21 protein-coding genes are annotated in these 24,041 nt (G+C 65.9%); 11 read left to right on the top strand and 10 right to left on the bottom strand.

The features are described 5' to 3' along the window. Positions 1-97 precede the first annotated feature (97 nt). A complete protein-coding gene (locus M3P36_RS03770; protein ID WP_249700877.1) occupies positions 98-1,672 on the top strand; it encodes a helicase HerA-like domain-containing protein in 1,575 nt (524 codons plus the stop codon). Positions 1,673-1,717: 45 nt separating this feature from the next. On the opposite strand, the gene M3P36_RS03765 is transcribed toward M3P36_RS03770, so the two are convergent. The 3 genes from M3P36_RS03765 to M3P36_RS03755 form a co-directional block, all read right to left on the bottom strand. Beyond that, positions 1,718-3,106, bottom strand: a complete 1,389-nt coding sequence (locus M3P36_RS03765) for a sensor histidine kinase (RefSeq protein WP_249700876.1) — start codon at positions 3,104-3,106, stop codon at positions 1,718-1,720. Next, entirely contained in the window at positions 3,106-3,855 is a 750-nt protein-coding gene (locus M3P36_RS03760; RefSeq protein WP_249700873.1) for a response regulator, read from the bottom strand. Before M3P36_RS03760 ends, M3P36_RS03765 begins: the two co-directional genes overlap by 1 nt. Positions 3,856-4,112: 257 nt before the next feature. Beyond that, positions 4,113-5,918 carry an aminopeptidase P family protein gene (locus M3P36_RS03755; RefSeq protein WP_249700871.1) on the bottom strand — a complete coding sequence of 602 codons (1,806 nt, stop codon included), beginning with the start codon at positions 5,916-5,918 and terminating at the stop codon, positions 4,113-4,115. Positions 5,919-6,044: 126 nt separating this feature from the next. On the opposite strand from M3P36_RS03755, the gene M3P36_RS03750 reads away from it, so the two are divergent. Both M3P36_RS03750 and M3P36_RS03745 read left to right on the top strand, forming a co-directional pair. After that, on the top strand, positions 6,045-8,213 hold the full coding sequence (locus M3P36_RS03750) for a S9 family peptidase (RefSeq protein WP_249700870.1): 2,169 nt from the start codon (positions 6,045-6,047) through the stop codon (positions 8,211-8,213). A gap of 145 nt (positions 8,214-8,358) precedes the next feature. Then, on the top strand, positions 8,359-8,778 hold the full coding sequence (locus M3P36_RS03745; RefSeq protein WP_249700868.1) for an acyl-CoA thioesterase: 420 nt from the start codon (positions 8,359-8,361) through the stop codon (positions 8,776-8,778). Here the strand turns inward: M3P36_RS03745 and M3P36_RS03740 are convergent. Beyond that, entirely contained in the window at positions 8,775-8,951 is a 177-nt protein-coding gene (locus M3P36_RS03740; RefSeq protein ID WP_249700866.1) for a hypothetical protein, read from the bottom strand. The genes M3P36_RS03745 and M3P36_RS03740 overlap by 4 nt on opposite strands. Before the next feature lie 93 nt (positions 8,952-9,044). Continuing rightward, positions 9,045-10,289, bottom strand: a complete 1,245-nt coding sequence (locus M3P36_RS03735) for an SGNH/GDSL hydrolase family protein (RefSeq protein WP_249700865.1) — start codon at positions 10,287-10,289, stop codon at positions 9,045-9,047. Positions 10,290-10,437: 148 nt separating this feature from the next. On the opposite strand from M3P36_RS03735, the gene M3P36_RS03730 reads away from it, so the two are divergent. The 4 genes from M3P36_RS03730 (at position 10,438) to M3P36_RS03715 (ending at position 14,040) form a co-directional block, all read left to right on the top strand. Beyond that, entirely contained in the window at positions 10,438-12,021 is a 1,584-nt protein-coding gene (locus M3P36_RS03730; protein ID WP_249700863.1) for a DUF6351 family protein, read from the top strand. A 7-nt stretch (positions 12,022-12,028) separates the two neighbouring features. Continuing rightward, complete coding sequence (locus M3P36_RS03725; protein WP_349630535.1) at positions 12,029-12,730, top strand: HPP family protein; 702 nt, start codon at positions 12,029-12,031, stop codon at positions 12,728-12,730. Positions 12,731-12,812: 82 nt separating this feature from the next. Further along, positions 12,813-13,382 carry a TonB-dependent receptor plug domain-containing protein gene (locus tag M3P36_RS03720; RefSeq protein ID WP_249700861.1) on the top strand — a complete coding sequence of 190 codons (570 nt, stop codon included), beginning with the start codon at positions 12,813-12,815 and terminating at the stop codon, positions 13,380-13,382. Further along, entirely contained in the window at positions 13,309-14,040 is a 732-nt protein-coding gene (locus M3P36_RS03715; RefSeq protein ID WP_249700859.1) for a hypothetical protein, read from the top strand. Before M3P36_RS03720 ends, M3P36_RS03715 begins: the two co-directional genes overlap by 74 nt. Here the strand turns inward: M3P36_RS03715 and M3P36_RS03710 are convergent. From M3P36_RS03710 to M3P36_RS03700, 3 genes are all read right to left on the bottom strand, one after another. Further along, entirely contained in the window at positions 14,037-14,546 is a 510-nt protein-coding gene (locus tag M3P36_RS03710; RefSeq protein WP_249700857.1) for a hypothetical protein, read from the bottom strand. The genes M3P36_RS03715 and M3P36_RS03710 overlap by 4 nt on opposite strands. Before the next feature lie 94 nt (positions 14,547-14,640). After that, entirely contained in the window at positions 14,641-17,013 is a 2,373-nt protein-coding gene (locus tag M3P36_RS03705) for an FtsK/SpoIIIE family DNA translocase (protein WP_249700855.1), read from the bottom strand. A gap of 71 nt (positions 17,014-17,084) precedes the next feature. Continuing rightward, positions 17,085-17,621, bottom strand: a complete 537-nt coding sequence (locus M3P36_RS03700; RefSeq protein ID WP_249700853.1) for a thiamine phosphate synthase — start codon at positions 17,619-17,621, stop codon at positions 17,085-17,087. A gap of 20 nt (positions 17,622-17,641) precedes the next feature. Between M3P36_RS03700 and M3P36_RS03695 the strand changes: the two genes are divergently transcribed. Together M3P36_RS03695 and M3P36_RS03690 are read left to right on the top strand one after the other, a co-directional pair. Continuing rightward, the gene (locus M3P36_RS03695; RefSeq protein WP_249700851.1) at positions 17,642-18,316 is read left to right on the top strand and encodes a YggS family pyridoxal phosphate-dependent enzyme; all 675 of its coding nucleotides are present in this window, start codon (positions 17,642-17,644) and stop codon (positions 18,314-18,316) included. A gap of 59 nt (positions 18,317-18,375) precedes the next feature. Further along, complete coding sequence (locus tag M3P36_RS03690; protein ID WP_249700849.1) at positions 18,376-18,690, top strand: PilZ domain-containing protein; 315 nt, start codon at positions 18,376-18,378, stop codon at positions 18,688-18,690. Positions 18,691-18,705: 15 nt separating this feature from the next. Here the strand turns inward: M3P36_RS03690 and M3P36_RS03685 are convergent, their stop codons facing one another. Continuing rightward, positions 18,706-19,164 (bottom strand): PRC-barrel domain containing protein, encoded by a 459-nt coding sequence (locus M3P36_RS03685; protein WP_249700847.1) that lies wholly within the window; start codon positions 19,162-19,164, stop codon positions 18,706-18,708. Between the two features lie 73 nt (positions 19,165-19,237). Continuing rightward, positions 19,238-22,006, bottom strand: a complete 2,769-nt coding sequence (locus tag M3P36_RS03680) for a [protein-PII] uridylyltransferase (protein WP_502798355.1) — start codon at positions 22,004-22,006, stop codon at positions 19,238-19,240. 101 nt (positions 22,007-22,107) lie between these two features. Between M3P36_RS03680 and lgt the strand changes: the two genes are divergently transcribed. Further along, positions 22,108-22,968 carry a prolipoprotein diacylglyceryl transferase gene (lgt, locus tag M3P36_RS03675; RefSeq protein ID WP_249700845.1) on the top strand — a complete coding sequence of 287 codons (861 nt, stop codon included), beginning with the start codon at positions 22,108-22,110 and terminating at the stop codon, positions 22,966-22,968. A gap of 10 nt (positions 22,969-22,978) precedes the next feature. Beyond that, on the top strand, positions 22,979-24,040 hold the full coding sequence (locus tag M3P36_RS03670) for a class I SAM-dependent methyltransferase (protein ID WP_249700843.1): 1,062 nt from the start codon (positions 22,979-22,981) through the stop codon (positions 24,038-24,040). Position 24,041 lies beyond the last annotated feature (1 nt).

Below are 24,041 nucleotides of genomic sequence, written 5' to 3'. Positions count from 1 at the left end.
CGCTCTAGCCGGAAAATTGCCCGTGTCTATCGCTTGACCGCGCACCTTTGCCTGCGCCAAGCATGACGCCGGGATTTCAACGGACGGGGCGCAAGACATGGGCGAGATTTTCATTGGCAAGGATGCCAGCGGCGGGAGCCAGGTGCTCAACCTCGCCCGGTCCAACCGCCACGGGCTGGTTGCGGGCGCCACCGGCACGGGGAAGACGGTGACCTTGCAGGGCCTGGCCGAAAGCTTTTCGGCCGTTGGCGTGCCGGTATTCGTCGCCGATGTGAAAGGCGACCTGTCGGGCATTTCGATGCCCGGATCGCCCACTTTCAAGCACGCCGCCAAGCTGGAAGGCCGCGCGGCGGAACTGGGCATGACCGACTATGCCTATTCCGACAATCCGGTGATCTTCTGGGATCTCTATGGCCAACAGGGCCACCCGATCCGCACTACGGTGTCGGAAATGGGTCCGCTGCTGCTTGCCCGCCTGCTCGACCTGAACGACACGCAGGAAGGCGTGCTCAACATCGTGTTCCGCTATGCCGACGAACAGGGGATGCTGCTGCTCGACCTGGAGGATTTGCAGGCGATGCTGCTCCACACGGCCAACAATGCGGCAGAACTGACGGCGAAGTACGGCAATGTCACCAAGGCCAGCGTGGGCGCAATCCAGCGCCAGCTGCTCAGCCTCGATTCGCAGGGCGGCGCGCAGTTCTTCGGCGAACCGGCGCTGGAGATCGACGATTTCCTGCGCTGCGACGAGCAGGGGCGCGGCTATATCAACGTGCTGGCCGCCGACCAGCTGATGCGCAGCCCCAAGCTCTACGCCACGTTCCTGCTGTGGCTGCTGGCCGAACTGTTCGAAAGCCTGCCCGAGGTGGGCGATCCCGAGAAGCCCAAGCTGGTGTTCTTCTTCGACGAGGCCCACCTGCTGTTCGACGATGCCCCCAAAGCGCTGACCGACACCATCGAGCGGGTCGTGCGCCTGATCCGGTCGAAAGGCGTTGGGGTCTATTTCATCACCCAAAACCCGATCGACATTCCCGAACAGGTGGCCGGCCAACTCGGCAACCGGGTGCAGCACGCGTTGCGCGCCTTCACCCCCAAGGACAAGAAGGCGATCAAGGCGGCGGCAGATACCTTCCGCATCAATCCTGATCTGGATGTCGAGACCGCCATCACCGAACTAAGGACCGGCGAGGCGCTGGTCTCCACCCTGCTGGAAGACGGCGCGCCAGGCATTGTCCAGCGCACGCTGGTCAAGCCGCCGCGCAGCCGGCTGGGGCCGATTACGCCCAAGGAGCGGGCAATTATCCAGTCGATCAGCCCGGTCGATGGCAAATACGATACCAAAGTGAACCGCGAGAGTGCCGCCGAAGTGCTCGAACAGAAGGCCGCCGACGCTGCGGCCACGGCACTCGAGGTTGAGGAAAAGGGTGTCGAGGAGGTCCGCGCCCGCCCGCGCAAGACCACTTCGGTGTGGGAAAAGGCCGGCAAGGCGGCGCTGGGCGCTGCGGCAGGGTCGGCCGCTTCGGTGGCGGCTGCCGCCATTACCGGCAGGAGCAGCCGCGCCAATCCCATGCGCACCGCGGCCACCAGCGCGGCAGGGACGATTGCGACGGAGTTTGGCGGGTCGATTGCCGGACGGTTCGTGCGGAATCTTATCGGCGGTTTGATGAGGTAGCGCACCTTGCATCCGTTCGTGTCGAACGGAGTTGGGAAGAGTTCGCTACCCCTCCAGCGGAAGCCGGATTTGCGCCGTCAAACCGGCCACGTTGCCCTTGGCATCAAAGCGGTTGGCCAGTACCAGCCGCCCGCCATGCTGTTCGGCGATGGCGCGGGCCAGGGTGAGGCCGAGGCCCGCCCCGCCGGTTTCGCGATTGCGCGAACCTTCGCCGCGGGTGAAGGGTTCCACCATCCGGCCGATCTCGCCATCGGGAATGCCCGGGCCACTGTCATCGATGCGGATCACGGCCTCACGGCCCTGCCGGGACAGCGAAATGTGCGGTGCCTGGCCATAGCGCAGCGCGTTGCCGATGAGGTTGCGCAGCGCCCGACGTAGCCAGGTGGCGCGCAGGTTCAGCGCCATGCGGGCGGTTTCGCCCAGTTCCACCGGCTCGCCCATGTCCTCGTATTCCTCGACCACCGAAGACACCAGTGCGGCAAGGTCCGTCCGTTCGAGCGGGTCGGTCGGCCGGCCTACGCGGGCGAGCGAGAGGATATCGTCGAGCGAGCGGGTGATGTCCTCGATCGTGCGCGCCATGCGGCCGCGCTCGGCATCGTCCTCGACCGATTCGATGCGCACGCGCAGGGCGGCGAGCGGAGTCTTGAGGTCATGGCCGATGGCGCCCAGCATCACGTCCTTCTCGTCGATCAGGGCGACGATGCGCGCTTCCATGGCATTGTGCGCGGTGATCAGGCGGCGGGTATCTTCCGGGCCGGAAGGTTCAAGCTGGCCGGCAGTCTGGCGGGTTTCGGCGAACTGTTCCACCCGGTCGGCGAGGGCAGCCAGCGGGCGGGTAATGCGGCGCAGCAGGAAGGCCAGGCCACCCACCAGCAGGACGTAAAGCAGCAGTGTCTGCCCGATCAGCGCGCCCAGGCGCCCGGGATCGGGATTGCCGACCGACCAGCGGGCCACGGTCCATTCGGGCGAATCGGCGCGGCGCATGGCGGCCACCAGGATGCGGCCCCTGGTCCAGTCGCCGAGTTCCGCTTCCAGCACCTGTCCCATGACATAGGGATCGTCGGCCATCCGGCGCGCCACTACCACCAGTTCAGCCGGGTCCACGCCCTGGTCGGACAGGATCGAACGCAGCACTTCCTCGCGCTGGGTCTCGCGCGCTTCCCCCGGTTGCAGCGGCGCCTGCGTGGTCTTCTCCACCCGCAGGCGCTGCCACCGGCCGGCAGCGCGGGCATTGTCGCGGCTGGTGGGCTGGCGGAACTCGAAGGTCGGCTCCATCACCAGCTGGAAGGCCAGGCTGTTGGCGGCGATGGCTTCGCGCCGCTGTTCCGATTCGCGGTACTGCAGCACGGCCGAGATGGTCTGCGCCACCAAGAGTGCAACGGCCACGGCGAGCAGCATCTGGCCCAGCAGGCTGCGGGGGAGGAAGCGGTGCATCAGTCGCGGCTGGCGTTCTGGTCTTGCGGGATGCGCCGCACGTCGGCCGCCAGCCGGTATCCGCCGCCCCAAACGGTCTGGATCAGCTTGGGATCGCGGCTGTCTTCTTCCATCTTGCGGCGCAGGCGGCTGACCTGGTTGTCCACCGCCCGGTCGAACAGGTGCGCTTCGCGACCCTGGACCATGTCGAGCAGCCGGTCACGGTCGAGCACCTGGCGCGGATGGTCGAGGAAGGCTGTGAGCAGGCGGAATTCGGCCGAGGAAATCGGCACCACCGTGCCATCGGGGTCGATCAGGCGACGCTTTAGCGGATCGAGCAGCCAGCGTTCGAAATCGTACAGTGCATCGGATTCCACCACCTGGCTCTGCCGCCCGGCACGGCGCAGGACCGAACGGATGCGCGCCACCAGTTCGCGCGGCTCGAACGGTTTGACCACATAGTCGTCGGCACCGATTTCCAGCCCGACGATGCGGTCGGTCGCCTCGCCACGGGCGGTCAGGAAAATGACGGGGACATGCTGGCCCTCGATCAGGTGACGGCACAACGACAGGCCATCCTCGCCCGGCATCATGATGTCGAGCAGCACGAGATCGGGCTTGCGGTCCTGCAACAGCACGCGGGCACGCGCCGCATCGGCTGCCTGGGTCACCACGAAGCCCTGGCGCGACAGATAGTCGGCCAGGGGTTCGCGCAGGCTGGCCTCGTCATCGACCAGCAGCAGCCTGATTTCAGCCTGTTCGTTGTTCATCGGTGGTTTGTTCTATCCCCTCGGTTCCAGACTAGCCGATCGTTCCGCACTGTCCATGCCCGGCAACAAAGTAAGCCATTGCGCGATTCCGTATCAGCCCCGGTGGGGGACAACTAGAGCAACGGGGCACTGCCTTCCAAGGAAGGGGGGGAGGGGCGGCGCCCCGCTGCTCAAAGAGGTTCTAGCGTGCGCTTGTCGCAGGGATATGCCGGGCGGCGGCTTTAGTGTCGCAATTTGTCGCGACCCATCCGAACGGTTCAGAGCGGCGCGCAGGCCTGTTCGAGCCATGCCCGGTCCTCGCCATCGAGCTGCGGGCCGACCACGTCGAGCACGCGGGCGTGGTATGTGTTCCACCAGTCGATCTCGGCGGCTGAGAGCAATGGGCGATCAACCAGCTTGCGGTCGATCGGGGCCAGGGTCAGCGTTTCGAAGCCGAGCCATTCACCTTCCATGCCGGGGATCGTGCGCGGTTCGACCAGTACCAGGTTCTCGATGCGGATGCCGTATTCGCCGGTTTTGTAATAGCCCGGCTCGTTCGACAGGAACATGCCGGCCAGCAGTTCCTGCTCGCCGCCCGCCTGCCCGCCTCTCGGCTTGGCGATGCGCTGCGGGCCTTCATGGACGGACAGGAAACTGCCCACGCCGTGGCCGGTGCCGTGGGCATAGTCGATGCCCGCTGCCCACAGGTGCTGGCGGGCCAGCACGTCGAGTTGCGAGCCGGTGGTGCCTGTGGGGAATGTCTGCACGGCCAGCGCGATGTGGCCTTTCAGCACGCGGGTGAAGCGGTCGCGCACCTCGGCGGGCGGCTCTCCCGGCCCGACCCACAGGGTGCGGGTGATGTCAGTCGTGCCGTCGGGGTACTGGCCCCCGCTGTCCACCAGATAGACGCTGTTCGGCTCCAGCTTGCGGCAGGTCTCCTCGCTCACCCGGTAGTGGACGATCGCACCGTTGGGTCCGGCCCCGCTGATCGTGTCGAACGACAGGTCGCGCAGATCGCCGCAGGCCTCGCGTTCGGCCTGCAACCGAGCAGCAGCGCCGAGTTCGTCCACTTCTCCCCGGGGCGCTTCCAGTTCGAGCCAGCGCAGGAAGCGCGACACGGCAACCCCGTCGCGGGCCTGGGCAGCGCGGTGCCCGGCCTGTTCGGCTGGAGTCTTCACCGCCTTGGGCAGCACGGCAGGGTCGGGCAGGGCGGCGACTTCGGTGCCTGCTGCCACCAGTGCCCTGTCGATGGCGGCAACCGAACGCTGCGGATCGCTGGCCACCTTCTTGCCGCTGAATTCCCCCAGCGCTGCTTCGAAGGTGTCGCGGTCACGCACGCGCACCGCATTGCCCAGGGCCGCAGCCAGTTCGGCGGTGACTTTCTCGGGCGCGATGAACCAGTCCGCCGTGCCATCGGCATGGACGACGAGATAGCTCAGCGCCACCGGCGTGCGTTCCACGTCGCTGCCCCGCACATTGAGCACCCAGGCGACCGAATCGAGCGCGCTGATGACCACGGCATCCAGCCCCTCGGCCTTTAGCCATTCGCCGATCGCGCCGCGCTTGTCGGCGCTGGAACGGCCCGCCAGCGCCTCGTCCTGCAGGAAGGCGGGGGCGGTGGAAGGTTCGGGGCGGTCCTCCCACACGGCATCAACCGGGTTCGATTCCACCGCGACCAGTTCCGCGCCCGCTTTGGCGAGGCGCTTCGCCGTGGTTCTTGCCCAGCCCTGCGTGTGCAGCCACGGATCGAAGCCGACCTTGGCGCCTGTGGCGACATTGTCCGCCAGCCAGTCGGCCAATGTATCCTGCGGCACGGACTTGTAATCGTACAACCGGCCATCGACCTGGTCGCGCACCTGCAGGGTATAGCGGCCATCGACGAAGATCGCCGCGCGGTCCTTCAGCACCGCCACGGTCCCCGCCGATCCGCCGAAGCCGGTCAGCCAGGCGAGCCGCTGGGCATAGCCGCCGACATATTCCGACAGGTGCTCGTCGCTGATCGGGATGACGAATCCGGCCAGCCCGCGCCGGGCCAGTTCTTCACGCAGGGAAACAAGACGGGCTTCATAGGTTTGCATCAGCATCGAACATTTGCTTCCGGTTGAAACTGTAACTAGATGCCCTAGCACAATCTGCCGTTTGGCACAGGCCCCCGATCGAAGCGGGCCGGGCCGCTCGCTCCCCCACCACAAGGATTGATTTTTTCACCAATGAAACCTGCATTCAAGCTTGCAGCCGCGGCCCTGCTGCTGTCTCCCCTTGCCAGCCTGTCGGCGCAAGACCAACCGAGCGAGACCCCATTGAACCAGCCTATTCCGAATGCGCCGCCCATCGCCGAGCAGCGCGAGCATTCCTACAGCCGCCACGGCATCACCATTGCCGATCCCTATCACTGGCTGAAGGACCAGTCCTATCCGGTGATCGACGATCCCGATGTGCTGGCCTACCTCAATGCCGAGAACGCCTGGTTCGAAGCGCAGATGGCGCCGCATTCCGCGCTGGTGGAGGAACTGTTCCAGGAGATGCGCGGGCGGATCAAGGAAGACGATTCCACCGTGCCGCAGAAGGATGGCGACTGGCTCTACTGGGCGGAATACGAGGCGGGCAGCGAATACCGCAAGTACTACCGCCGCCCCGTTTCGGGTGGGGAGGCGCAGCTCTATCTCGATGCCAATGTGCTGGCCGAGGGCCACGAATACCTGTCGATCAACGATATCTCGATCAGCCGGAACGGCCGCTACATGGCCTATTCGATCGATACCGACGGGTCGGAACGCTACACGGTCAGGATAAAGGATCTCGAAACCGGCGACCTGCTGCCCGACGTGATCGAGGAGACCAACACCTCGCTCACCTGGGCGGCGAACGACACCATGCTGGTCTATGGCGTAGCGAACGAGAACTGGCGGGTGGACAACGTCCGCGTTCACCGCATCGGCACAGATGCTGCAGAGGACGTGGAGATCTATCGCGAGGCGCAGCTGGGCTTCACCGTCCACGCCGGGCTATCGGGCAACGAGGAATGGCTGATCCTCGCCACGGGTGACAACGAGACAAGCGAAGTGTGGCTGCTGCCCGCCTCCGATCCTCTGGGCACGCAGCAACTGGTGCGCGCGCGGCAGACCGGGGTGGAATATTCGGTGGACGTGAAGGACAGCACGCTGTTCGTCCACCACAATGCCGATCACCTGAACTTCAGCCTCGCCACCGCGCCGCTGGCGAACCCGGCGCAGTGGACCACGCTGATCCCGGGGTCGGACGAGTTCTACCTCACCGGCGTGGACCTGTTCCGCGATTTCTATGTCACCGAAGGGCGGCTGGCCGGCCTCGACCAGGTGCAGGTGCGGTACTACGATGATCCGGCGCGGCTGGAACAGATCACCTTCCCCGAAGCGAGCTATACCGCGGGCCTGAGCAACAATCCCGAATGGGATATGCAGGCGCTGCGCCTGTCCTACCAGTCGATGATCACGCCAAGCACGGTCTATGACTACCACGTGGGCGAGCAGCGGCTCGAGACGCTGAAGGTGCAGGAAATCCCCTCGGGCTACGATCCCTCGCTCTATACGGTCGAGCGGCTGGAAATTCCGGCGCGCGACGGGACGCTGGTTCCGGTCAGCGTGGTCTATCGCAAGGATCGCCAGACCGGAGACAATGGGCAAGGCGGCCCGCTGCACCTCTATGCCTATGGTGCCTATGGCTATGCCGTGCCGCCGGGCTTTTCGACCAACCGGCTGTCCTATGTTGATCGCGGCATGGCCTATGCCATCGCCCATATCCGCGGCGGCGATGACCTGGGGCGGCGCTGGTACCTCCAGGGCAAGATGGAAGAACGCACCAACACCTTCAACGACTTCGTTGATGTGGCGCGCGGACTGATCGCTCTTGGCTATACGACCGAAGGGCAAATCAGCGCCAGCGGCGGCTCTGCCGGCGGCGAGCTGATGGGCGCGGTGGTCAACCAGGCGCCCGAACTGTGGGGTGCGGTGGCGGCCCATGTGCCGTTCGTGGACGTGCTCAGCACCATGCTGGATGAAAGCCTGCCGCTGACGCCGGGCGAGTGGCCCGAATGGGGCAACCCGGTGGAAAGCAAGGCCGCCTTCACCCACATCCTCAGCTACTCGCCCTATGACCAGGTCACGGCGCAGGACTATCCGCCGATGCTGGTGACCGCGGGCCTCAACGATCCGCGTGTGACCTATTGGGAACCTGCCAAGTGGGTCGCCAAGCTGCGCGTCACCAAGACGGACGACAACGTGCTGCTCTTGAAGACCAACATGGGCGCAGGCCACGGCGGGCGTTCCGGGCGGTTCGAGAGCTTGCGCGAGGATGCCGAGGAAGCCGCATTTATCCTGTGGCAGCTGGGCGTGGCGGAGTAGTGCTTCTCCCCTCCCGCTTGCGGGAGGGCGCAACCAATAGGCCCCTCCCGCTTGCGGGAGGGGGCGGGGGTGGGCATGTATCGGCGATGATCGTGCCTGCCCGCACCCACCCGCCGACCCCCTCCCGCAAGCGGGAGGTGGAGTAATGGCAAACCGGTTCACCATGACCTTCACCGCCGAGGCGCGGCACATCGACGAGATGGGTCACGTCAACAACGGGGTGTGGGTCAACTGGATGGAAGCCATCGCCACGGCCCACTGGCAGCATGATGGCGATCCGGCGCATGTCGCGAAATATGCCTGGGTCGTGACCCGGCACGAGATCGACTATCGCGGCAACGTGCGGCTGGGCGACACGGTGACCGCGCTGACCGAGATCCTTGAGGGGCCAACCGGCGCGCGGTTTGACCGGCATTTCACCTTCACCGATAGCAAAGGCAAGGCGCTGGTCCGCGCCCGCACAACCTGGGCCATGGTTGACCGCGGCACCGGCCGCGTGATGCGAGTGCCGGCGGAGGTATCCGCGCCATTTCTGGCTCCGCAAGAAGTGCCGCGAGAGGCCTAGTTCCGGAAGATGAAAAGTGCCGGGTCGTCACCCGATCGTTGATAAAGGACAGGCTTTTCGTAGGCTTTGCGCAGTTTGGGCGGACAATCAGGATTGAACTGAATCCAGTCGGTCCCATCCCACACCATTTGATCACCGTCGAACGGGCCGCCCTTCAGCTCTATGATCGGCATGCAAGATTCTCCTGCCTGAATTCCGCAGGCCCACATATTTGCCCGCGATAATGCGGCAGCGCAAGGTTACTGCGTGAGTCGCGGGCGACCAAGCTAATTCCGTCCGAACAGGCCAAGGTCGATGCTCTCACCCACCGCCTGCAAGCCGGCGTCCGAGCCGTGCAGGAAATCGCCCATGTGGTAGCCGTCGCGCATGGTGGCAGGGTCCGCCGGGTCGGCAAAGGCGAGATCGAGCCGGGTGGTGGCGTCGAATTCGCCTGAATTGAGGATCCAGTCGTTGATCGTCTGGCGCGCCGCTTCGCCTTCCTCGGTCCAGTAGCTTGCGCCCTTGTAGGGACCGATGGGGCTGCCGATGACCGTTATGCCCTTGTCCCGGGCGCGAGCGATCAACTGCCGGTATCCGGCGATCATCTGGGCAGCGTCGATCTCGGGCTGGTCGAGCATGAAGCCACCAACCCCGGCAGGCCCGCCGCGCGTGGGGCCATAGCGGTTGCCGATATCGTTCACGCCGACGAAGATGATCAGGTGCGTGACGTTGGGCAGGGCAAGCACGTCCTCGTCAAACCGGGCAAGCGCACTTTCGCCCATGCCGGGGCTGAGCACGCGGTTGCCGGAAATTCCGGCATTGGCGACGGCATATTCCAGCCCCGCCTCCTCCAGCCGGTTGGCGAGCACATCCGGCCAGCGGCGGTTCTCGCCCGGCGTGGAGCCCACGCCATCGGTGATCGAATCGCCGAAGGTGACGATGGTGCCGACCGCATCGGGCGACAGCACCTCTACCGTGTGGAGAAACGCGCGGTATCCGGCGGTGGAGGCAGGCTCCCATGTCTGGCCGACGAAGTTGCCGGGGGCAGAGACTGCCAGTTCATCCTGCCCGGTAAGGTGGCAGGTGCAGGGGCCGGTGTCTGTTGGCAGGAACATCTCCACCTTGATGCGGGCAAGATCAGACAGGTCGAGGTCCACCACATCGCTGGCAAATGGCGCACCGCGCGGGATCACCGCGCCCGCCTCGCCCCCGAAGGTCAGCATGCGGCTGGTGCCGGGCACTTCCGCGCCCGCCTCGTCGATCTGGTACACCCGCGCCTGGCCGATCTCCAGCGGGCCGGGGCCATAGCGGTTGGTGAAGCGCACGCGCAGGCCAGTGCCGCCTTCGCTGAGGCGCAAGACCTGGCTGACCGTCACGTTCTCGAACCGCGCGGCGCCAAATGGCCCTTCGGTCGACAGCGGCGCGTGCGGGCTGGCGGTCCAGCTGGCGACCCATAGGCCCTCATCCTGGGCGGCAGAAGTGCCGGTGAACAGCATCGCTGAAAGGGCCATGGAAGTCAGAAGGAGGCGCATCGTCGATTTCTCCCGTTCGGCGCGGTCGTCGCGCTTTTGGCGTTACCTTAGCTCGTTGCAGCGCCGTTTCAATGCGGTGCAGCAATGCAGGTTGTTGCGCCTGTCCGACCTTGCTAGCCAGCGTGGCGGAGCAGGAGAGGAAATGCATATGAGCGGACCACGGACACCGGCCATTGTCGCCTTGCTGGCATCGGTTGCTGCGCTTCCTTCATCGGCGGGCTTTGCGCAGGGCCAGGCGACCACCGGCATGGACCAACGCTGCGCGGCCCTTGCCGGGCAAGTGACAGGCGACGTGCAGATCGTGGCCACCACCTGGCATGGCGAAGGGCGCGAACTTCCCGGCTTCATGGGCAGCCCTGCCACCCAGCTTCCGCCGCACTGCCTGGTCGAAGGGATGATCAACCAGCGGGTCGGTGTCGGTGGTGTGGAATATGGCATCGGGTTCGAACTGGCGCTGCCGGGTGATTACAACGGCCGCTTCCTGCTGATGGGCGGCGGCGGGCTCAATGGATCGATCCGGCCGGCCACCGGCCCGGTCGCGGCGGGCAACCGCAGCGCGCTGGAACGCGGCTTTGCCGTGGCCAGTCATGACAGCGGGCACAAGGGCGCAGGCTTCGATGCCAGCTTCCAGGCCGACCAGCGCGCCGCGCTCGACTTTGCCGAAACCTCTGTCCTGACCGTCACATTGGCCGCGCGCGCGATCACCGCGCAGTTCTATGGCGAGGCCCCGCACCATTCCTACATGACCGGCTGTTCCACCGGCGGGCGCGAGGGGATGCTGGCAAGCCAGCGTTACCCCGAATTGTTCGACGGTATCGTGGTGGGCGCGCCGGCCATGCGGCCGGGCCACTCCAACCTCGGCATCGAATATGCCCAGGTGCTGCTCAACGCCACCCTGCCTGCGGGCGAGGCGGGGCCAGCCGGGTTCAGTGCGCCCGAACGTGCGCTGGTCGATGCCGAGCTTCGCCGGCAGTGCGACGGGCAGGACGGGCGGGTCGATGGCGTGATCGCCAATGTCGAGGCCTGCCGTGCCTTCGATCCTGCCGCCCTCTCGTGTAGCGCAGGCCAGCGCGAAGGATGCCTGTCCGCGCCAAAGGTTGCGGCGCTCGGCGCAATGTTTGCCGGACCGCGCGATGCGGCGGGCCGCCCGATCTATGTGCCGATCCCGTGGGACACCGGTATCACCTTCACCGGCGCGGGCCTGCCGGGCTTCCTTCCCGCCGGAGCTCCAGGCCCCTTCGGCCCGGCCAGCACGGCGCGCGCGATCGACATCGACGAGCGGATGCACGAGGTCCGCTCCGATGCGGTGGGCCGGCTGACCGACACCGCCTACTGGACCAACTTGTCCACCTACCTCGATCGCGGGGCCAAGATCATGTATTTCCACGGCGTGTCCGATCCGTGGTTCTCCGCATGGGATACGTGGGACTATTTCCAGCGCGCCCGCGAGGCCAACGGGGCCGAGGCGTGGGACAATGCCGCGCGCTTCTACATGGTGCCCGGAATGATGCATTGTTCGGGCGGCAATGCGTTCGACAATTTCGACCTGCTTGGCCCGCTGGTGGACTGGGTGGAAGGCGGCTCGGCGCCCGGCGCTGTCAATGCCAGCCGCACGAATGGCACGCCCGCTCAGATGCCTTTGTGCCCGCATCCGTCCTATGCCCATTACACCGGCGGCGATGCGGCCAGCGCGGCGAGCTATTCGTGCCGGATGCCTGGAGTGACCGGGTAACTTACGATTGCTGAGACCGCTTTTCGCCCATGCTGCATCGCTGATGCCGCAAGCGCCGCTGGGCCAGCTTGGCTGGCTGCGTGGAGCCGTGGGCGGAGCGATCGGGATCGGGCTGGCCGCCGTGGTTACGGCCATGCTGCTTGGCCCATACGATCCGGCCCTGCCGATGATTGTCGCGCTGATGGGGGCGAGCGCCGTGTTGGTCTTTGCCGTGCCCGCCAGTCCGCTGGCCCAGCCGTGGCCGGTAATCGGCGGGAACCTCGTTGCGGCCATGGTCGGTATCGGCACGGGGCTGGCGATCGGTTCGCCCGCCGTGGCTGCGGCGCTGGCGGTGGGCCTGGCCATTGCGGCGATGAGTGTGGCCCGCTGCCTCCACCCGCCGGGCGGGGCCAGTGCACTGCTCTGCGCGCTGGGTGCATCGGGGCCGGAGCAGTGGGATTGGTTCTACCTCCTCCCCTTTGCCGCCAACGTGCTGCTCCTGGCGGTCGCCGCATGGCTCTACAACAACCTGACCGGGCATAGCTGGCCGCACCAGCTGGTCGTCCCGCCCCCGCCCGTGACCGACAGCATCGGCGATACCGTGACCCACGCCGACGTGGAGGCGGTGATGGAGGACTGGGACGAGGTGCTCGATATCGATGCGGATGACCTGCTCGCCCTGATCCAGGCGGCTGAACGGCACCGGAAGAGGAGCTTCCCCAACTCCTGACCGGCCCGTCAGCCGTGGATCTTGGCCAGCAGGCGGCGCAGTTCGAAAATTGCCATGTGGACCACACCGGGGAGGAAAACCGATGTCCAACACACAAATGATTGAAAAGCCGCGCCTGCTGCACAGCTGTGCCATGGCCGCGCTCGCCGCCACCAGCCTTGGCGTGGCCATGCCTGCGCTGACGCAAGATAGCGCTCCCAGCGCTGCAACCGACGAAGGCCAGGGGGATGTGATCCTCGTGTCCGCCCGCCGCCGCGAGGAATCGCTGCAGGAAACGCCGGTCGCCATTTCCGCCTTTTCTGCCGAGGTGCTGGCAGAACGGCAGATTTCCCAGACGCAGGACCTGGAGCGCATTACCCCCAGCCTGCAGTTCAAGCCCGCCGGACAGCTTTCGGGCAACAGCTCGGCCTCGGTCGTGTTCATTCGCGGCATCGGCCAGCTTGACCCGACCGCCGCGGTCGATCCGGGCGTCGGCATCAATATTGACGAGGTTTATGTCGGCCGCTCGGTCGGCGGGACGATCGAATTCGGCGACATTGCCAGTGTCGAAGTGCTGCGCGGGCCGCAGGGCACGCTGTTTGGCCGCAACACCATCCGGCGGCGCGATCCTGGTCCGGACGAAGGAGCCCGAGATCGGAGAGTTCTCCGGTAACGGTCGCCTGCGCATCGGGTCCGACAACCTGGTCGAAGGCTTCGCCGCGCTCAACGTGCCGCTGGGTGACACGGCCGCTGCCCGCGTATCGGGCGGCTTCCGCAAGCGCGATGGCTACGTCATCCGCGTGATCGACGGGCTGGACCTGGGCAACGACGATTCGATGACGATCAACGGCGCCCTCAGGTGGGAGCCGAGCCCCGATTTCACCCTGTCACTGCGCGCCGACTATACCGACCGCGACGAGAACGGCGCGCCGTTCACCTTTGCCGGGATCAACGAAAACGCCCCGGTTCCGGCCATTGTCAGCGTGGCGGCGGGCTGCCCCGGTGCGACCATGCCGTTCCCCGGCACGCCGGCCCCCGGTGCGCCTTTTGTGCCCAATATCAACGACAATCGCTGCGCCAACGATTTCCAGGACCGCGGGCCGTTCGTCAACGGCGGCACGGCCCCGGTGATGAGCACGTCGGCAGTCTGGATTGTGTCGGGCACGGCCACGTTCGACCTGACCGATGCCCTGACCTTCAAGAGCATCACCGCCTATCGTTCCCCAGAATCGCGCGGCATCCGCGATGCCGACACTGGTATCTCCAGCTGTCAGCCGGCTTCTGATGGGTGCGCGCGGGCGGGATACGATCCCCGCCCGCGCCCCCTTTAGGCTATCTGGGCGCGTTCTATCTGGCGGACGACATCGACCCCCTTCTCGGCGTGGATCTTCAGCTTGAGCAACGCATTGTGCACGGCGCGTGACATCATCGTCACCTCTTCTTCGAATTGGCGCATGGTCATGCCCTTCTCGAAGGTGACATCGGTGATAAGCCTCAGAATGCAGGAATTCCGGTCCACCAGTTTGATTTCGTAGCGTTCGTGGCTGTGAGTCAGTCGGCCTGCCTGCGGGGCGATCCTGGTATCGAAGGCATAGACTTGCGGCCTGGCTGCCTCGGTAACGCGAAGGTCGAACACCATGTCAGGCACCAGGTCCAGTTCCATGCGGAACGTGTTGTTGCCCGTTGGCTCAACCGTGCCGACCTGCTTCTTGGCATTGCGCGGATCTGCAAAGTCGATGAGGGCGTAAACATCTTCGGCCGCGCACCCGATTTCGATATCAAAATCGATGGTAACGGGCCCCTCGGGGGCTGGCTTGGACTTGAGGAATCCGAACACGACCATTCTCCAGGGCTATAGTTGAGCCTCAGCAGTACAGGGACAGGGTGAATCCTGCCTGCCCGATCATGGTTAACGGCGGCCCGGGGCCGGATCAGAGCGGATTGCCATCCCGGTCGCGATAGATTTCTCGCCGACCGACGTGGTTAGACGGGCCAACGATGCCGTCTTCCTCCATCCGCTCGATCAGCTTGGCAGCGGTGTTGTAGCCCACGCCGAGCTGGCGCTGGAGCCATGAACCGCTGGCTTTCTGGTTTTCCCACACGATCTGGCAGGCCTGGCGATAACGTCGCTCGTCGGGGTTGTCCGAAGCGGTAAATTCGTCCTCGAACCCGAAGCCGCCGCCGGGGCCATATCCGTCGTCCTCCGGCTCCTCGGTCACGCTGCCGATGTAGGCCGGCTCGCCCTGCGCGCGCCAGTGGGCGGCCACGGCTTCCACTTCCTCGTCGGACACGAAGGGGCCGTGGACACGTTTCAGCGCGCCGGTGGTGGGCTTGTAGAGCATGTCGCCCTTGCCCAGCAGCTGTTCCGCGCCCTGTTCGCCCAGGATCGTACGGCTGTCGATCCGGCTGGTCACGTTGAAGGCGATGCGGGTCGGCAGGTTGGCCTTGATCACGCCGGTGATGACATCGACGCTGGGGCGCTGGGTGGCCATGATGAGGTGGATGCCCGCCGCGCGGCTCTTCTGCGCCAGCCGCTGGATCAGCACCTCGATCTCCTTGCCCACGGTCACCATCAGGTCGGCCAGTTCGTCGACAATGACCACGATCTGCGGCAAAACTTCGTATTCGAGCAGCTTGTCCTCGAACAGCTCCTCGCCGGTATCTGGATCGAAGCCGGTCTGGATGCGGCGGCCCAATGGCTTGCCCTTGGATACGGCGGTCTTCACCCGCTCGTTGAAGCCGCTGATGTTGCGCGCGCCGATATCGCTCATCATGCGATAGCGCCGCTCCATCTCCTCGACCGCCCATTTCAGCGCGCGGATCGCTTTGTGCGGTTCGGTCACTACGGGGGCCAGGAGGTGGGGGATATCGTCGTAGCTTTTCAGTTCCAGCACCTTGGGATCGATCAGGATCATCCGGCAATCGGCCGGGCTGAAACGGTAGAGCAGCGACAGGAGGATGCAGTTGAGGCCGACCGACTTGCCCGAACCCGTGGTGCCCGCCACCAGGAGGTGAGGCATGGCGGCAAGATCGGCGACCACCGGCTCGCCCGCGATATCCTTGCCCAGGATGATCGGCAGGTTGCCCTTGCTATCGGCAAAGGCTTCTGACGCGACCATTTCCTTGAAGCTGACCATCTGCCGGTCGGCATTGGGCAGTTCGATGCCCATCACCGTCTTGCCGGGGATGGAGGCCACGCGCGCGCTGATCGCGCTCATGTTGCGGGCGATATCCTCGGCCAGGCCGATCACCCGGCTGGCCTTGATGCCCGGCGCAGGCTCCAGCTCGTACATTGTGACCACCGGCCCGGTGCGCACGGCAGTGATCTCGCCCTTGACGTTGAAATCGTCGAGCACGTTTTCCAGCAGGCGGGCGTTCCTCTCCAGCGCCAGCTTGTCGAGCTTGGGGCCGGTGTCGGACGGCGGGTTTTCCAGCAGGTCGAGGCTGGGCAGGGCGAAAGCCGCGAACATGTCGGTCTGGCTTGCAGCGGTGGCCCGCGCCGGGCGCGGCGGCGCGCTGGGATCGACGATCTGCGGCGGCTTGCGATCGGGCTGGGCCAAGGCCACCGGCTCGGCCTTGCGGTCGGCTGCGGCGCGGCGCTTTTCGGCCTGTTCCTTGAACGGATTGGCCGTGCTGCCGGGCTGGGCAGGTTTGCGGCGCAGCGCCTGTGGCAGGGTGAGCAGGCCCGCCCAGTCCACCGCGAATACCTTGCCCGCCAGGAAAGCGCCACCCACCAGCGCCACAACGCCGCCAGCCAGCATGGCCCAGACCTGGCCCGCTTCGGGCAGTCGGCCGGACAGGGCGCGCAAAGCGCCTTCGCCCAGCAAGCCGACCAGTCCGCCGGGGCCGGCAGGCAGCGACCATACGGCCGGATCGGTCACCATGGCCAGCACAGTGCTGAGCAGCGCCATGGCCAGCAGCAGCACCAGCGTGGTGCGCCACCAGCGGCCGTGGGCCATGTGGATCGTCGGGTTGTCGTCCTCTTCGCTGGCGTCCGCCGTGCGCCACAGCTTGCGGGCAAAGGCATAGAACAGCGGCAGCAACAGCACCGCCACCAGCCCGAAGGCCATCAGCACGCGCTCCGCCGCCCAGGCGCCGCTGCGGCCCATCCAGTTGGAAATCACCTCGCCCGCAGCGGTGGAGGGAGAGGGATCGGTCTGGTTGTAGCTGATGAGCGAAAGCGCAAGGAACACCAACAGGGCGAACAGCAGGACCGACCCGGTCCGCTGGCACACGCGCGCCAGCGAGCGGCGGAAGGCCGCTTTCCAGTCACTCGGTTGCGCATTACGGGCGCGCGTCGCCATGGCCCTTGTTCCCTCTTCGTCCCGCGAGGCGGCATTGTGAGTCCGCAGCGAGTCCGCGTCAAGGAATAGCTCTACGAGAGGCCGTCAATTGCGGCCCAGTGTGGCCATTGCAGCCTGTGAGCATTGCGCCGGTTCATCCCGCCAAGTGCGATTACCGGCATCCCGCTATGGGCTGCGAGTAAGCGCCAGCGCACCGGACCGAGGCTTGGAGCGCCAGGGTGACTTCGGGTGGCGAAAGCGGGCGACAGCAGCACGGCGTGAGCCCCCACCCGCCGGGCCTGCGCGATTTCGGCCATGGAATGGGCCGTGGCTAGGCGCAGCAGGTCGTCGCGGCGCGGCGCGAGCGACAGCGGCGCGCCGTAGATCCCGTCGGCCCCCCATTCGCGCGCGGTCAGGGCGGAATCGGCCAGCACCACCACGTGCCCGCGCGCGCGGGCAATGCGGGCGAGGCTGCGGAAGCGTGCCACGCGCTCCACCGGCGGCAGGTGGTAATGGCGATAGATGAAGCCCGATCCGCGCTGCAGGCGGTGCAGCGCGCGCTCCAGCACGCCATCGTTGCGTGCATCGGACAGGAGCCAAAGGTGTGGGAAAGACTGGATCGCGGCCATCGGCCCGCTATAGCGCGGCCATGAGCGAAAACGCAGCCCAACTTCTCGCCCAGGTGCAAGAACGCATTGCCAAGGCCTGTGCCATTGCCCGCCGCGAGCCTGCCGACGTCACGCTGGTGGCGGTGAGCAAGATGCACCAGGCCGATGCCATCGTGCCCCTGCTCGAAGCGGGCCAGCGGGTGTTCGGCGAAAACCGCGTGCAGGAAGCCGCCGCCAAGTGGCCCGAACTGAAGGCGCGTTATCCGGACGTGGAGCTGCACCTTGTCGGCCAGTTGCAATCGAACAAGGCGGATGAGGCGGTGGCGCTGTTCGACGCCATCCATTCTGTCGACCGGCCCAGCCTCGTCACCGCACTCGGCAAGGCGATGGACAAGGCCGTAGCCAATGGCGGGCGCCGGGTGCCGTGCTTCGTGCAGGTCAATGTGGGTGCCGAGGAGCAGAAGGGCGGCTGCGCTCTGGCCGACCTTCCCGCCCTGCTCGACCAGGCGCGCGAAGCTGGGCTGCCCGTCATCGGGCTGATGTGCGTGCCGCCGGCCGATATCGAACCCGCGCCGTTCTTCGCCCTGCTCGACAAGCTGGCGCGCGATCACGGGCTGGAGGGGCGGTCGATGGGCATGAGCGGAGATTTTGAAACCGCGATCATGCTTGGGGCCACCCATGTGCGGGTGGGGACCGCGCTTTTCGGATCGCGTTAACCGCTGGTCCGCCGAATCGTGCTAGGGGCAGATCCATACGCTGCGGGAGCAAGTGGCCAATGCCTGATAAGCAGCAACCAAGTGACGAACAGCAGCGCCGACAGCCGCGGGCGACGGTCAACTGCACCTGCGATGTCCGCGTGGGCCAGCGCCAGTGGCACCAGGCGCGCCTGCTTGATCTGACGACCGAAGGATTCCGGCTCGCCCTGACCGATACACCCGCCATCGGCACCGTGTTGCGCATCCGCCTGCCCGGCATCTCGATCATGGAGGCCGAGGTGTGCTGGGCACGCAATTTCGAGGCCGGATGCAGGTTCATCCAGCCGCTCAGCCCCTATGTCTTCGAACACTTCGTTCGCCAGGCGGGCAGTTAGTTCGGGCGGATAGGCTTACTGCGGGGCGGCAGCGCCCATCGGCGGCGCGGCGGCGGGATCGGGCGAAAGCTGCGCATCGGGCAGGGCGGCAAGATCGGCCGCACTCATCGCGGTCTGCAGGTCGGTATCGTCACCGTCCACCCGCGTGATGAGGCCGGCGAGCGGAACGACCACATAACGGTCGGGGTCGGTGTCCTCCAGTTCGACCAGCAGGCCGGTGACCGCGCCTGACCCGTCGCGGCGGACCTGTTCGATATCGCCAAGGTCGGTGCCGTCGGCAGAGACCAGATCGGCATCGAGCAGTTGCATTTCGGTCAGGCCCAGCGCGGCGATGTCGTTGCCCGAGGCCATGGCGCTGGCTTCGGCCTCGCTTTCGATCCGGTCTTCGGCGAGTTCCGCTTGCCGGTCGGCATCGGAACCGCAGGCAGCAAGGACGAGAAACGGCAGGACGGCGATTGCGGACAGGGTCTTCATGGCAGGTTCCTTGGCAAGGCTGGCGGGATATGCCTTGGCAATCCCCGTGCCGCGCAACAGGTTCCCGCGCCCGCTAGGCCGCCCCCTCTTCCTGCGGCTCGCCCGCCGCGATGGCATCGAGCAGGGCCTGTTCCACCTTGGCCAGCCGGTCCTTGCTGTAGATCTTGTGGCCCAGCAGGTCGGTCACATAGAAGGTATCCACCGCGCGTTCGCCGTACTGGGTGATGTGGGCCGAGTTGATGATCAGGCTGGCCTCGAACATCGCGCGGGTCAGGCGGTTCAACAATGCTGGGCGGTCGGTGGCGTTGACCTCCACCACGGTGAAGCGGTCCGATGCCTCGTTGTCGAACAGGATCAGCGGGGCGATGCGGAAGTTCTCCGCCCGCGTGCGCGGCAGGGGGCGGGCGGCGAGGCGGGGGACCATGTCGATCCTGCCCGCAAGCGCATCCTCGATGCTGGTCTTCAGCCGGGCGAGCTGGTCGTCCTCGCGGAATGGTTTGCCGAGCGGGTCCTGCACCAGGAAATTGTCTACCGCCTTGCCCACCCGCGTGGTGTGGATGCGTGCGTCGATGATGTTGGCGCCGGCCAGTGAAATCGCCCCTGCAATGCGGAAGAACAGGCCTGGATGGTCATCGCCCATCACGCTGATCAGCGTGGCCCCTCGCGCCGGGTAATAGCCGGTGTGGATAGACAGCGAGTTCTTGGTGTCGCGCGCCATGGCATATTGCGGCAGGTTGATGGCGATAATGTCGGCCGGTTCCTGCAGCCAGTAGTCGCGGTCGAACCGGTCATCCAGTTCCTTGAGCAGGTGCGCATCGCGCCCCAGGATTTCCGCCACTTCGGTGCGCTTGGCCTCCAGCCGCTTCTCCTGCAGGCTCGTATCGTCGTCGGCCCGCAGGTATTCCTCGGTATAGTTGTGGAGTTCGGCCAGGAGTTGGCGCTTCCAGCTGTTCCAGATGCCCGGCCCCACCGCACGGATATCGACAATGGTCAGCACGGCCAGCTGGCCGAGTTTCTCCAGGTCTTCCACCTCCTCGGCAAAGCTGACGATGGTCTTGGGATCGGAAAGGTCGCGCTTGAAGGCCGTGGCGCTCATCAGCAGGTGATAGCGCACCAGCCATGACACCAGCTTGGTTTCCTGCGGCGTCATGCCGAACCGCGGGCACAGCCTGGTGGCAACTTCCGCACCCAGCACCGAATGGTCGCCGCCGCGCCCCTTGGCGATATCGTGCAGCAGGGTCGCGACATAGAGCACGCGGCGGTATTTCAGGCCGGGGATGATGCGGGTCGCCAGCGGATGGTCGTCGGCCAGTTCGCCGCGCTCGATCTGGCTGAGCAGGCCGATGGCGCGGATGGTGTGTTCGTCCACCGTATAGTGGTGGTACATGTCGAACTGCATCTGCCCGCCGACCTTGCCGAAATCGGGCACGAAACGGCCGAACACACCGCTTTCGTTCATCCACCGCAGCACGGTTTCGGGATCGCGCCTGCCGGTCAGCACGTCGAGGAAGGCGGCATTGGCGCGCTCGTCCTTGCGTACCGCAGCATGGATCAGCCCGGCATCGCGGCGGATCATGCGGATCGTTTCGGGGTGGATCTCCAGCCCCTCGCGCTCGGCCACGGCATAGATCTCGACCAGCCGCACAGGATCCTCGCGGAACCATTCGTCATTGGAGGCAGACAGCTTGCCGCCGTGCAGCGGATAGCCATCGACCTCCTTGCTGCCGCGCCGCGCCATGAAGCGATCGAGCAACCCCGGCTTCTTGCGCCCGGCACTGGCCTGTTCCTCCAGCTGGGCAAGGAACACTCCGGTCAGGTTGCCGACGTGCTGGGCCTGGAGGAAATAGAACTGCATGAAACGTTCGACCGCGCTTTTGCCCGGCCGGTCGGAATAGCGCATCCGCCGCGCCACTTCCCGCTGCAGGTCGAATGTCAGCCGGTCCTCGCCGCGCTTGGCCAGGGTGTGCAGGTGGCAGCGCACGGCCAGCAGGAACCCCTCGGCCCGGCGGAAGCTGGAATATTCCTCCGGCGTGAACAGCCCCTTGTCCACCAGCTCGGCGGCGCTGCGCACGCGGTGGACATATTTGCCGATCCAGTACAGCGTCTGCAGGTCTCTCAGCCCACCCTTGCCGTCCTTCACATTGGGTTCGACGACATAGCGCGAATCGCCCATGCGCTTGTGCCGCGCGTCACGCTCGGCCAGCTTTTCGGCCACGAACTGGCCTTCGGAGCCGGGCACGACTTCGCCCCAGAAGCGCTCCTCGGCCATGCGGTAAACATCCTTGTCGCCCCACAAATAGCGCCCTTCGAGGATTGCCGTGCGGATTGTCAGGTCGCCCCTGGCCTGACGGACCATTTCATCCAGGCTGCGGCTGGAATGGCCCACGGTCAGGCCCAGGTCCCACAGGAAATAGAGCATGGATTCGATCACCTGCTCGCACCAGGCGGTCGGCTTGGCGGGGGTGATGAAGGCGATATCCACATCCGAATAGGGGGCCATCTCGCCGCGACCGTAACCGCCCACGGCAAACAGGGCGAGCCGCTCGCCGCTCGACCGGTTGGCGACGGGGTACAGGTCATCGACCACATGGTCGTGGACCAGGCGGATGATCTGATCCACCAGGAAGGCCTGCCCGTGGGTGATCTCGTGCCCCGCCGCGGGCCGCGCCTCGAGCCTGCGGGCCAGTTCGGCGCGGCCATCGTCCAGCGCCTGTTTCAGCAGGGTGGTGATCGGGCGGCGGGCGGCAGCTGCGCCTTCGGCCTCCACGATTTCGGCAATGGCGGCAACAAGCGCGCGGCGATCGATGATGGCGCGCTGGCGGGATAGGTTGGTCAAAGGCACGCCAGCGGCAATAGATGGCTCTGCCCGATAGTGCAAAACCTGCCTTTAACCTTCGGGCACGCTGTGCCATTGCCGCATCCCACACGAGAGGTGCCTCAAGGATGCTCGAACTACTGGCCGCAGGATCAGGCGGCGCGATCAATTGGGCCGACCTCGGCCTGCGCGACGGGATCGACCTGGGGTTCTTCACCCTGCGGTTTTATTCGCTGGCCTACCTGGCGGGGCTGGTGCTGGGCTACTGGCACCTGCGCAAGATGATCGCCGCACCCGGTGCGCCGATGGCCAGGCGCCATGCGGACGACCTGTTCTTCTATTGCATGATCGGCATCATCGTGGGCGGGAGGCTCGGCTATGTCGTGTTCTACCGCCCCGATTTCCTCGGCACTTGGGAGATGTTCAACACGCTGGGCGGGGGGATGAGCTTCCATGGCGGACTGATCGGCGTGGTCCTTGCGATCGCCTTTGTCGCCTGGCGCAATGGCCTCAGCTTCATGCGGGTGTGCGACTATATCGCGGTCAACGTGGGCTTCGGCATGTTGTTCGGGCGGCTGGCCAATTTCGTGAATGGCGAACTGTGGGGCCGCCCGGTGGAAAGCATGGTGCCCTGGGCCATGGTGTTCCCCGGCGCCGGACCCGAGCCGCGCCATCCCAGCCAGCTGTACCAGGCGGGGCTTGAAGGGCTGCTGGTGGTCGTGGTGATGCTGGCGCTGTTCTGGCTCACCCGTGCGCGCTATCGCACCGGCTTCCTGGTCGGCATGTTCACGGCGGTGATTTCAGTCGGGCGCTTCGTGGCCGAGTTTTTCCGCGAGCCTGACGCCCACCTTACCGAGTTTGCGCTGCGCACCGGCCTTTCGATGGGCCAGTGGCTGACAATCCCGCTGATCGTGGCGGGGCTCGCGCTGGTGGCATGGTCGCTCAGCCGTCCGCCGCTGGCCCGCAACTACGTGCCTCCTGCCGACTGACGGTCGATCGATGGAGGAAGGTGTACTTTCGGATACGTTCCGCCGCCTGATCCGGGCGACCGGGCCGATCAGCCTGATGCAGTTCATGGGCGAGAGCAACGCGCGCTATTATTCGGCGCGCGATCCGTTTGGCGACCACGGCGATTTCATAACCGCGCCGGAAATCAGCCAGATGTTCGGCGAGCTTATCGGGCTCTGGCTGGCCGACGTATGGATCCGCGGCGGACGGCTGGAGCCGGTGCACTATGTCGAGCTCGGCCCGGGGCGGGGGTACCTGGCGCGCGATGCCCTGCGCTCGATGAAGCGCTATGGCTTTGAGCCGCGGCCGCACCTGGTGGAAGGATCGACCCGGCTACGCGATGCGCAACTGGAGCAGGTGCCCCACGCGATATTTCACCATGACCTGTCAACCGTGCCCCGGCAGGGGCCCCTGCTGCTGGTGGCCAACGAATTCCTCGATGCCCTGCCGGTGCGGCAACTGGTGATGACGCAGGATGGCTGGCGTGAGGTGATGGTCAGCCTCGATGTGGAGGGCAATTTCGAGCTGGTGCGGGGCCGCCAGCCGATGGATTCCGCCGTGCCCGAGGCGCGGCGCAAGGCCGAATTCGGCACGGTGATCGAAACCTGCCCGGGCGCTGCGGCCACCATGTTCGAAGCTGCCGGACGGCTGGTGAGCCAGGGCGGCGCGGCGCTGTTCATCGACTATGGCCACATAGCCTCGCGCACCGGATCCACCCTCCAGGCCGTGCGCCGCCACCGCAAGCTCGATCCGCTCAAGGCGCCGGGCGAGGCGGACCTTACCGCCCATGTCGATTTCGAGCAGATGAAGCAGATCGCCCTGTCGCGCGGGGCGCGGTGGAGCGGCACGACCACGCAAGGTGCATGGCTGAAGGCGCTGGGGATAGACCAACGCGCCGATGCCCTGGCCGAATTCGCCCCGCAGCACCGCGCATCTCTGCTGTCGGCACGCGACCGGCTGGTCGATCCGGCGCAGATGGGCGACCTGTTCAAGGTGATGGCGCTGGCCGGACCCGACTGGCCCGACGGGGTCGGTTTCACAGCAAAGGGCTGAA

The organism is Altererythrobacter sp. KTW20L (assembly GCF_023501975.1).
Taxonomy (GTDB): domain Bacteria; phylum Pseudomonadota; class Alphaproteobacteria; order Sphingomonadales; family Sphingomonadaceae; genus Alteraurantiacibacter.
The sequence above is the reverse complement of the archived record's forward strand: the minus strand, read 5'-3'. Positions and strand labels throughout refer to the sequence as shown.